The sequence below is a fragment of the Micromonospora craterilacus genome, assembly GCF_003236315.1.
Classification (GTDB): domain Bacteria; phylum Actinomycetota; class Actinomycetes; order Mycobacteriales; family Micromonosporaceae; genus Micromonospora; species Micromonospora craterilacus.
Genome location: NZ_POTY01000245.1, coordinates 1 through 10264 on the forward strand (window position 1 = coordinate 1; position 10264 = coordinate 10264).

The 10264-nt window shown below is 65.6% G+C and carries 12 protein-coding genes; 9 read left to right on the forward strand and 3 right to left on the reverse strand.

All coding sequences use genetic code 11. The annotated features are described in order from the left end of the window. Window positions 1–206, forward strand: a 206-nt coding sequence (locus tag C1I95_RS27835) for a helix-turn-helix domain-containing protein (RefSeq protein WP_146605871.1), incomplete at its 5' end; no start/stop codon positions are given. Between the two features lie 67 nt (window positions 207–273). Here C1I95_RS27835 and C1I95_RS35430 read toward each other — a convergent pair. Then, window positions 274–1755 carry a thrombospondin type 3 repeat-containing protein gene (locus C1I95_RS35430; RefSeq protein ID WP_158566488.1) on the reverse strand — a complete coding sequence of 494 codons (1482 nt, stop codon included), beginning with the start codon at window positions 1753–1755 and terminating at the stop codon, window positions 274–276. 958 nt (window positions 1756–2713) lie between these two features. On the opposite strand from C1I95_RS35430, the gene C1I95_RS27845 reads away from it, so the two are divergent. The 3 genes from C1I95_RS27845 to C1I95_RS27855 all read left to right on the forward strand — a co-directional run bounded on the left by C1I95_RS27845 (window position 2714) and on the right by C1I95_RS27855 (window position 5590). After that, a complete protein-coding gene (locus C1I95_RS27845; protein ID WP_111218177.1) occupies window positions 2714–3901 on the forward strand; it encodes a Fic family protein in 1188 nt (395 codons plus the stop codon). A gap of 94 nt (window positions 3902–3995) precedes the next feature. Beyond that, a complete protein-coding gene (locus C1I95_RS27850; protein ID WP_146605872.1) occupies window positions 3996–4538 on the forward strand; it encodes a hypothetical protein in 543 nt (180 codons plus the stop codon). 686 nt (window positions 4539–5224) lie between these two features. Further along, window positions 5225–5590 carry a hypothetical protein gene (locus tag C1I95_RS27855; RefSeq protein ID WP_111218181.1) on the forward strand — a complete coding sequence of 122 codons (366 nt, stop codon included), beginning with the start codon at window positions 5225–5227 and terminating at the stop codon, window positions 5588–5590. 115 nt (window positions 5591–5705) lie between these two features. Here C1I95_RS27855 and C1I95_RS27860 read toward each other — a convergent pair whose 3' ends face one another. Together C1I95_RS27860 and C1I95_RS27865 are read right to left on the reverse strand one after the other, a co-directional pair. Then, window positions 5706–6455: a glycosyltransferase family 2 protein gene (locus tag C1I95_RS27860; protein ID WP_233513927.1), complete on the reverse strand. Its 750-nt coding sequence runs from the start codon at window positions 6453–6455 to the stop codon at window positions 5706–5708. Further along, window positions 6452–7243: a GntR family transcriptional regulator gene (locus C1I95_RS27865; RefSeq protein WP_111218192.1), complete on the reverse strand. Its 792-nt coding sequence runs from the start codon at window positions 7241–7243 to the stop codon at window positions 6452–6454. The genes C1I95_RS27860 and C1I95_RS27865 overlap by 4 nt, the downstream gene beginning before the upstream one ends. Before the next feature lie 153 nt (window positions 7244–7396). Here C1I95_RS27865 and C1I95_RS27870 point away from each other — a divergent pair, with 153 nt between their 5' ends. From C1I95_RS27870 to C1I95_RS37350, 5 genes are all read left to right on the forward strand, one after another. Continuing rightward, the gene (locus tag C1I95_RS27870) at window positions 7397–7717 is read left to right on the forward strand and encodes a hypothetical protein (RefSeq protein WP_111218185.1); all 321 of its coding nucleotides are present in this window, start codon (window positions 7397–7399) and stop codon (window positions 7715–7717) included. A gap of 231 nt (window positions 7718–7948) precedes the next feature. Beyond that, window positions 7949–8905, forward strand: coding sequence for a hypothetical protein (locus tag C1I95_RS27875; protein WP_233513928.1), 957 nt, complete (start codon window positions 7949–7951; stop codon window positions 8903–8905). 88 nt (window positions 8906–8993) lie between these two features. Beyond that, window positions 8994–9860 carry an FtsK/SpoIIIE domain-containing protein gene (locus C1I95_RS27880; RefSeq protein WP_111218188.1) on the forward strand — a complete coding sequence of 289 codons (867 nt, stop codon included), beginning with the start codon at window positions 8994–8996 and terminating at the stop codon, window positions 9858–9860. After that, a complete protein-coding gene (locus C1I95_RS27885) occupies window positions 9857–10066 on the forward strand; it encodes a hypothetical protein (RefSeq protein ID WP_111218190.1) in 210 nt (69 codons plus the stop codon). The genes C1I95_RS27880 and C1I95_RS27885 overlap by 4 nt, the downstream gene beginning before the upstream one ends. Before the next feature lie 84 nt (window positions 10067–10150). Beyond that, window positions 10151–10264 (forward strand): DUF6197 family protein (locus C1I95_RS37350; RefSeq protein ID WP_438941345.1); only part of this gene is annotated, 114 nt, incomplete at its 3' end.

The window sequence follows — 10264 nt, forward strand, 5'->3', positions numbered from 1 at the left end:
GCCGCACTCCCGCGCCCGCCGACCCGCTGACCTCCCGCGAGCGCCTCGTCGCCGAGCTGGCTGCGGGTGGGGCGACGAACGCCGAGATCGCCGAGCGGCTGGTCCTGTCGGTGCGGACGGTGGAGAACCACCTGTCCCGCGCCTACGCGAAGCTCGGCATCACCTCGCGGGGTGACCTCGCGCGGTACGGGATCCCGAACCGCTAGTCACGCTCTCCGACGGCGGCACGGCGGACGTCTGCGATGCCAGCCGCGCCGCCGTCGGACAGCGGTCTCAGCAGGTACCGGGGCCCGACGGGCAGCCTCCGCCGGGGCCCCCGCTGCCGGTCGCCCCATCGAGCGGGCTGGGCAGGTCGGGGCGGGTCTCCGGCTTGGCCTTGTTCCAGCCGGTCCCGAGGACCATCGCCCCGACGTGGGTGGCGATGTCGTCGCCCGAGAACAGGGAGATCAGGTCCCGGCGGTGCAGGGCCGCGTTGACGTCGTCGTCGGTCAGGACGCCGATCACGGTGGGGGCGTCCTGGACCGGGGTGACCGTCGCGCCCTTCATCGTGAGCACCTTGGCGAGCGCGGCGGACGCCTCCCGGTGCGAGAGCCAGGCCGTGCCGGGCAGGGCCAGGCCGGTGACCTCCTCGCCGGTGGTCATCGCGTCGTGGCAGTTCTCACCCTTGGCGTCGCACTTCTGGGTCTTGGTGGTCGACGAGGTCTCGTTGCCGTCCTTGTCGACCGTCCGTTCGGTGTGGGTCTTCTTCGTCCCGGTGACCTTGCCGTTCTCGTCGCGCTCGTACTCGGTGGTGTCCTTCTTGATCGTCGTGCCACCCTCCTTGTTCTTCTCGTGGGTGGTGTGCGTCTCCTTGACGACGTTCCCGTTCTGGTCGCGCTGCGTCCGGTCGGTGTGGTACCTGCCGTTCAGGTCGTAGTACGCCTCGTCGGTCGACGACCCCACCGTGTTCAGCCCCGAGTCGTAGTACTCGGTCCGACTGCTCGACGTGCACAGTCCGTCGCACCCCGGCGTACCGTCCCAGGTTCTCGACGAGGACCCGTCGCCATACTCCGTGACTCTCGTTCCCTTGTCGGTGCTCCAGTTCTTCTCGCCGCCGTGGCCGGCTGCCCACCACCCGGTCACGCCGTCGTACGCGCCATACCAGCTGCCGTTGAATCGGCCCAGGTCGATCCCCATTTTCTTACCGGCGCTGTCGAGGGTCAGGCCGAAGGCCAGGCCGGTCTTCCAGGGCGCTTCGATGCCGAGGCCCTTGAGTAGCCCGTCGTCGATCCCGGCGAGGGCGATGCTGCCCCTGCGGGTGGGAATCCCGAAGACCTGCGACGGAAGGCTCGATCCGACGCCCCCGGGCCGGTCCTGGAGGTCGTACCACTTCTTTTCGAGGCCCTTGACGAACTCCTCCGGGAACACGGCCCACGTGCCGTACCCGAGCTCATAGGTCGGCAGCTTCCCGCCGAGCGTCGCGTCCAGGACAAGGGACAGCGGCGGGGTGCTTGCCGGGTCGAGCGGGTCGTAGCCGAGGGCGATCTCGTCGGCGTCGGCCACCCCGTCGCCGTCGGTGTCCACGACCCCTAGCGCGAGGTAGCAGGCGGACAGGTCGCACACCCGCAGGTCGGAGAGTTTATCGCTGCGTCGACCGTCGGCGGCGCTGGCCGGTGAGGCGAGGATCGTAGGGAGCAGAAGGGCACCGCAGGTCAGGGTCGTCAGTGCGCGCCGGAACCACGTTCCGGAGGAGAGGACGGATCGAGAGGACATCATGAGGGCGAACCTAAGGAACCGTCGCAGGCACGTCCTGAGTAGTGCGTACTCAAACGCGCGATGCGCAACGCCGTGACCGCCTCAGGCCGCCGCGTTGCGAGGCTCGAAGCTCACGTTGAGACTGACCTTCAGATCCGTGGTGGGCCGCCAGGGACTCGAACCCTGAACCCCTCCGGCGGTCTGTGGATCATCACAGATCGGGCGGATCGCCGTCCTGACCTGGGCAAGGTCTCTCACTGCCTTACAGCGGTTGACAGCCCTTGTCGGCGTCAGTTGTGCCCGGCTTGTGCCCGACGATCTCGCCAGTCGATCGCTCGCCGTCCAGGTTCCGGCATCGGCGGCGACCCCCGCCGGGGGGATGCGGTTTCAAGCTGTCGGCTGCTGCCAGTGCCAGCCGGTGTCGGCCCACGTCGGCGAGCAGGTACCGCACGTCGTCGGTTGACGTCCCGGACTGACCGGCATCGAGGCTCGCGCTGCTTCCCTGCTGCCTGACGCCTCGCTTACGAGCTCTGTGCACTGCCGTCCGTGTCCGTCTGCGGAACCGTTGCAATCCTCGGAACCGAGTCCATCCAAGTGCCCAGCGCCGACCCGGATCGAGTCTCCAACGGACGGGCAAAGCAGGGTGGCAGAGACGTGCGACAACTAGGCGAGGATGCCCGCTACGCTCAGAGCGTCGCTCCGCGATGCAAGCACCCAACGGGCGCTCTGAGCGTAGCGGGCATGTCAATGAGGAACTAATCGGTTGTTTCGGGGCTGGGCCATGCACATTGCGTCCCTGCCCGGCCTGGAGTCTAAGACTGCCATGACAGAGCGTGACGGGGCGAAGGCGCGTCAGCTTGAACTACACCCGCGTAAGTTCAAGCTAAGGCCGGCCTAGGTTGAAGCTACTGCGGACACACGGAGGAATCTTGAATCCGGGGAGGGCAGGTTCAACTTTAGGCGTCTAAGCTTGAACCTTGTGGACCTCGAAGCTCTCCGTGCGTCACCTCTGGGTCGGCTTGTCCCAATCTCAGGGACGGACCCCCGCGTCGGCAACTGGACTTACTTTGCCTTCGAACCCGCTCCACTGCCTGTCGAGCCTGAACTCACGCTACGTGCCGTCAACGCGGCGTCAAAGGCGGCCATGGCGGTGGTTCGCCTGGACGAGGCTCTGTTCCAGCTTCCCAACCCTGGCTTACTCGTTCGTCCCTTCGTTCGGCGAGAGGCTGTAAGCACGTCAGCCTTAGAAGGAACTTACGCTGCGTTTGATGAGGTCTTGGAGGCGGAGTTCATCGAGGATCGGCACATGTCCGCCGATCAACGTGAGGCATACAACTATGTTCGCGCCACAGACACCGCCATCCGCCTCTTAGAGAAGTACCCTTTGAGCCGAACTGTTGTCGGCCAGTTGCAGAAGTGCATCGTTCAAGGCACCTCGGGCGACACGTACGATGCCGGAGACCTTCGTCAGCGGCTAGTCAAAATTGGTGCGCCCGGACAGCCAATCGAAGAGTCACGCTATGTGCCCCCTCCGAACGGTCAGATCCTAGAGGAAGGCTTCAGCAACTGGGAGAAGTGGATAAACGGCGACAGTGAAATCCCCATAGTTGCCAAGGTGGCTATCGCCCACTATCAGTTTGAGTCCTTACATCCCTACAACGACGGAAATGGCCGAGTTGGCCGCCTTCTGGCGATCCTTCAGCTGATTCAAGAAGGCGTCCTACGTCATCCCATTCTTAATATTGCCCCATGGTTCGAGGCAAGGCGCGATCAGTACATCTCCGGACTGTTTGAAGTAACGCTTACAGGAGATTTCAACCCGTGGGTCGAGCTCTTTTCGGAGGCCGTCAGATCTCAAGCGGAAGACGGGATCCTTACGATCCGAGAGCTCCTTAACCAACGGGACCTCATGGTGAGCGAGCTAAGAGAAGCCGGCTTTCGGGGCTCCGGCTTGCATATCGCGGAGAACCTTATCGGATATCCGATCATCGACGTCCCAACCGTGCGAGACATGATTGGGAGATCCTTTGAGGCGGCTAACCAGGCGGTTGCCCGGCTGGTTGACTTTGGACTATTAAGGGAGATCACCGGCAAAAAGATGAACAGGCTGTTCGTATGTGACCGCGTTCTTCGGATCACAAGCCAGATCGGCCGCCATCGGACATAGGGCTTCCGGCGACTGTAGACACGGACCTTAGCCCAGCTCCGGGGCGAGGCTACGCGGCGGCGGATTGTCGGTGCTGAGCCTTACCGTCGATCCCATGACACCACTCATGCACGCCGATGGAAGCGAGCCGGCTGAGGAGACGGTTGACGTTGTCCGCGAGACGCGACGGGGTGACCGGCGTTATCGGATCAGAGCGACCTATAACGACGAGCAGCACGTACAGCTCGATGTCCGGATCTTCGACGACTCGGGCGCCACACTCGGCCGGCTCAGTGGTGCCGTCGACGTCAATGACGTTGCCGCCTCTGGTCGGGCGGTCGCCTCGCTGCTCGGCGCTATCGCAGCCGCACTCGGTCAGGGAACCGTCGTCGAACGGCTCAGTGTCGGCGAGGTACGCCGCCGCCATCCCAACGCCTACGAGCCGTGGAGCCCTGAGGACGAAGAACGTTTGACCGAGCGCTACCAAGCTGGAGCCAGCATCAAGAGGCTGGCCGACGAGTTCGGACGCCAGACAGGCGGCATCCTCTCCAGGCTCAAGCGCCTCAATCTCATCGCTACGGACAAGACAGAGAACACCAGTGAGGACGTCACTGATTTTCTGCCGGATGAACCAGCTAGGGCCGAGGATTACATCTAGAGACACCGTGGCCACAGATCCGGCGTCAAGCCTTCCTTGACACCGGACGACGACGGCGACCTGCGCGACGAGGTCGGGGTGGGGGTGCGGCGCGAGTATCACGGGCAGGCCCCCGCCTGCCGGCAACGCCGGCCCGAGGGGTCGCAGAGGCTCCGGGGTCAAGGGCGGCCCGTAGGGCCGTCGCGCAGCGACGCGAAGCGCCCTTGAGGTCGGAGGGGCGGCCCCGCATCCTCCGCGCCGCACCCCCACCCCGACCGGCCGCACGTCGCCCTACGGCGCGGCGGTAGACGGCCGCCGCGCCCCGGCCGGCTGCTGGCCCGCCCACCTCACCAGACCATGGCGCTGCCATCTGTGGCGGCCCCCGGGGTTCCGCCCTAAAGCGCCAGCCGAGGGCACTGGGCATGATCGCCCGGCCATCCCCGGCCGGGCGATCATGACGCCCTATCGGCGGCGCGTGCGGCCCGTTGCGGGCCGCCTTGAAGACGTACAGAAAGTTTGAACCACATCGCCGGCAGCCGGCTGTCCGGTCTCGGGACCTGCGTGACAGATCGGTATCAGGACCTGCGTGACACTCCGCGGAGTGGTGGATGAGCTTGGTGGGCTCCTCGGAGTCGGCGTTAGGCGCAGCATCGTGAGCACCTCGGGCTTGGTCCCTGTCACCGAGCCGCGTCTGTCATCCTTCGCCGATGGTCAACGTGACGATAGATCGCAGTGGTGACGATCCCGCCGTCGTGGTGGTGATGCTGCAAGCACCATCGTGGGAGTTCCATTTTTGGGCCCACCTCAGCGAACTCGCTCGTCTGCGGTCCATCCGCCAGGCCGACTGGTCCGCCCGACGCGCCTTGCAGATCGGCGACGCCGCCGGAATACCGGTGCACTGGGCCATCAACGATGACACCGTCACAGCCCTGATCGGCCACGACGACGAGACCTGGCACATCGCTTTCCTCATGCCCGTCGAGACGATCGACCGTCTAGCCGCCGAGGCCGCGGAGCTCTTGCCGGAACCGGACCCGCCGACTCCGTACCCTGGCCAACTCGGGATCTTCTAGCCGGAGGTGTCACCTACGTCCTGAGACTGGACTGTCACGCACGTACTGAGACCCGACATCGCCGGCAGCCGGCCGGCCCCTGTTCGGGTCGGGGCCAACCGCAGGCTTCTCAGGATCAGGTGCTGGCGGTGCGGTAGGGCGTCTGCAACGCGATGGCCCGTGCCTCGATGAGTTGCATGCGGAGCTGCCATTCTTCGGTCGCGGTCCAGTCGCTCTGGGCGGTGATCTGGTCGGGGTGCTTGCGGTACAACAGCCCTGGTTCCGCGATGAAGTATCCGTCGGTCACGACTGACGCGGCGATCAGTAGGCCGGTGTCCTCTCCGCCGGGTAGGGCCATCCATCCGCCAAGGGCAAGCGCGAGTTCGCGTCGGATGCACAGCGTCGCGGGGTGAACCGGGAGCCGGTATCCGTTGTTGCGGAAGTAGGTCAGTACGTCGCCTTGCTGGAGGGTGCCACCTGGCGGGTCGGCGTGTTGCCATCCGATCGTCGATCCGTCGGGCATCAGGTCGAGCACGCTGCACGTGGTCCAGCCGATGTCGGGCCGGCTGGCAAGTATCTCGATCTCGCGGGTGAGGGCGCCTGGCGTGAGTTGGTCGTCTGCGTCCAAGACTCGCAACAGGTCGCCGTCGCTGCGGGCCATGGCCATGTTGCGGGCGGTTCCTGGACCGCCTGTCTTGCCTGTTCCGTTCAGGATGCGTGGGTCGTTGGGTAGGGAAGCCTCAACCTTGCCGGTGCGCCCGTCCTCCTGGACTAGCCACTCCCAGACCCATCCGTCCGGCAACTCCTGCGATCGAAGTGATTCGTAGGCATCGGCCAGGTAGGGAATGCTCGGCGGGTGGACCGGGGTGATGACGGAGATTTTCACTCGGACCACCGCGCGAGCTTCGTTGTGTAGACGAACTCGGTGCGGTCGCCGGGCAGTACGACGTTCGAGACCTCAACGACGCAGTCTTTGGTGTCGACGGAGATCTTGCGAAGGATGAGCACTGACACCCCCGGTGGCAGCTTCAGGGCTTCGGCTTCGTCCGCCGAAGGCGGCCGTGCGGTGATCTCATCAACGATCCGGTCTAGCTCGATGCCGATGGTGAATAGCTGGTTCTGCGTTCCGCCGGGCCATGGCTCGTTGTTGTCGTCGAGCAGTGCGGGGTTCTCGGCAACCACGTCGTAGACCATGTAGGACGTGTTGAGGCTGAGTGGCACCTTCTCCTTGCGCGAGCTCGTGCGGTAGGTGCGCTCAAGCATCTTGGCCCCGACAGGCACGCTGAAGAGTCGCGCCAGCTCGGCGCTTGCCGGCACGGTTCGGTACTCGGCCGCAAACTCCAGGTCCTGCATGACGAGTCCGGTGTCCCGCTCGGTCGCGCCTGTGCGGCGTCGCTGGGACTCGGGCAGTCGGGCTCGGTCCTTCTCCCACTGGTACCGCTCCGGAGAGCGTCGTACTCGCTGCCGGGGTGCCCGAACGAAGGTGCCTCGACCATGGCGACGGTCGACCAGACCTTCTGCCTCTAGGGCATCGAGCGCTTGCCGGACGACAGGCAAGCTGACCTCGTAGTCAGCCTTCAACTTCTGCTCGTTCGGCAGCTTCGTTTCGGGCACGAGCTCTCCCGAATGAATCTTCTCGCGCCAGTCTGCGGCGATTCGCTCCCATTTAGCCATGTCTTCACACTCCTCCACGTCAGCCTTCAGTTTAGGTCTTCATGAAGTCTTGACGGGATCCACTGCCCGTCGTACGTTGTCTGCACGTCTTCATGAAGACATGAAGACACGGAGTGCACCGACAAGCGGTGCCCCAGCAGACAGGAGACAGCCGTGAAGCTGTACGTGGACACCCAGAGCAAGCAGGTCCAGGTGACGAAGGACCCGGAGCCGAAGAACGACCAGAACGGCAACCAGCGGTCGGAGAAGAACACTGGCCGGCTCATGTGGTCCACCCAGGTCTTCGTTCTCGACGAGACCGGCGGCGAGATCATCACCATCACCACGGCGGGTGAGAAGCCGGGCGTGACGGTGGGACAGCTCGTCGCTGTCGAGCAGTTGGAGGCCATTCCGTGGGCGACCAACGGGCGTAACGGCGTCGCGTTCCGCGCCATCTCGCTGAAGCCGAAGTCTGGTACCTCGGCGGCTAAGTAGGTCCCTCGCTCACCGCGCTGTGTGAGCCTCTGGTGTCTGACTCACGAAGCGGCCTGATGGTCCGCTGATCTGAGATCCAGGGTCCGGGAGTGGTTCCGACTCCTACATTCCCGGCCCGTCACCACCTGTGGTGGTGGCATCCCCGCAAGAGCTGGCGCGGGGTCGGTCCGACTCCTACATCGCCGACCCCGTGCCCTCCAACTCATCCACCCTCGCAAGGGAGGACTCGTCGTGTCCAAGTCTAGCCCTCGCCGCCCCTTCGGCGGCAGAAGCAACGGCACGGTGACGGTCATCGAGGCCCGTGTTCACCGTTCCTCCGCACGTAACGCCCGCCTGGCGTTCGTCATGACGGCGGTCATCGTCGGCCTGCTCGCGGCCGTGGTGGCCGCTTCCTACATGCACCCGATCCTTGCCCTGTTCGTCGGCATTGGCGTCGGCGTTCCCCTGGGCGGGATCGTGTGGGTGCTGGTCCGTATCTGGCCGGTGATCCGGCTGCTGTGGTGGTGGACCCCGGAAATCGGCCTTGCCGGGCTGCTCCTGGTCGGTTGGGTGCAGCTCGCGTCCCACACTCCGACTCTGGTGACGCTGCTGGTTGTAGCCCTGGTCGTCGGTGTCCCGGCCGGTGTTCCGGTGATCCGGCGTCAGATCATGGCGTGGGGTTGGTGCCTGGTGGTGCGGCATCGGCTGCGGGTGTGCTTCGCGCAGTTCATCATCGCCAACCAGTCCGGTTCACTGCCGCTGATCCTGTGGGCCACCCCGACGCCGGTCGGTGAACGGGTGTGGGTCTACCTGCGCCCCGGCCTGTCGGTCAAGGACCTGGAAGGCCGGCTCGACAAGATCGCCGTGACCTGCCACGCCTCCACCGTGCTCATCGAACGCGCCTCCGACGGCAACGCCGCCTACGTGCGGTTCGACATCAAACGCCGCGAGGTACTGACCGCCAACGTCGGTTCACCTTTGGTCGACGTGATCGACCCGGCCACCCCCACCGTCGAGCAGGCACCCCCGGTGGTGCCGACCGCTCTGGACCTGCCCGACGTGCAGGCCCCGACCATCACCCTGCCCAAGCAGCAGGGCACCTCGGGCAGCAAGCCGGCCAAGCCGGCTGCCACTGCTGCGGCCAACGGCAGCAAGCCTGCGGCTGCCTCGTCGTCCGTGCCGGACGACGACGTTTCCGACTGGATCTAACCCACCACTTCGCCTAGGGACGCGGGGAGCCATTGCGGCTCGTTCGTGTGGCTTCTCGCGCCCACCTACCGCCCGAAGGAGGGCAATCATGGCTACCGCTACCGCGTCCCCGTCGTCTGCGGGGGTTCCGGTGGGGCCTGGCCTGTCGATGTTCGACCCGATCTTCATCGGCATCGACGAGTTCGGCCAGCCCGTCTACATCACCCTCGCCTACCGCAACCTCCTCGCCGGCGGCGAACCCGGCGGAGGGAAATCCGGCCTGCTCAACTGCATCGCCGCCCACGCCGCCCTCTCCGTCGACAGCCGGCTTGTCCTGTTGGACGGCAAGCTCGTCGAACTCGGCCAGTGGGAAGACTCCGCCGACGCGTTCATCGGCCCCGACATCACCGCCGCCCTCGACGTCCTCCGGCGGCTCCAGGTCGTGATGAACAACCGCTACGCCTGGCTCCGCGCCCACAACCGACGCAAGGTCACCGCCCTCGACGGGCTCTCCGTCATCACGGTCCTGGTCGACGAAATCGCCTTCTACTCCGCCACCGTCGGCAGCAAGCAGGAAGAGTTCGTCGCTCTGCTGCGGGACCTGGTCGCCCGGGGCCGCGCGGCCGGCATCCCCGTCGTTGCCGCTACTCAGCGGCCGTCCTTCGACATCATCCCCACGAGCTTGCGGGATCTGTTCGGCTACCGGGCCGCGTTCCGGTGTACCACTCCGAACAGCTCGAACATCGTCCTCGGTCACGGTTGGGCCGAACAGGGCTACTCCGCCACCGACATCGCCCCCACCAACCAGGGCGCTGCCTACCTCATCGCTGAGGGCGGCATTCCCCGGCGCATCAAGGTCGCCTACCTGTCGGATTCGCAGATCGCCGGCATCGCGGATTACGCCGCGTGGATCCGCCGGCCCGGCACCATCACCACCCCGCCCAGTTCCCCTGCCGATTGGGGGATGGCGGCATGACCACCCGCGAACGGACCTATGCCAAGGCCAGCAACCAGCGGGCCAACCAGTACACCGAGATGTGGGTCGTCGGCAGTCCTGAGGACCTGGCCGTGATGATCCACGCCGCCCGGCAGACGGGCCGGCTCGTCTACGTCTCCGCACCGCACCAGATGGGTGGGGACGACACCCGCCACCGCCGCTACCTGCGGCTCCGCACCAGCTAACAGTCGACGGAACCGGCATCAGCCCTGGAAAGCAGTCCGGTTCCGCCGACCTCCACCAACAGTCCCCGAAAGGACGTGGTTGCCATGAAGGCTACCCAGAAACCGCCCGCCATCGCGCCGGTCAGCCCGGCCGATCTGCTGCGGATGGCTGCCCTCTACCTACGCCGGCACGGCTGGCACCAGGGCACCTACTACGCC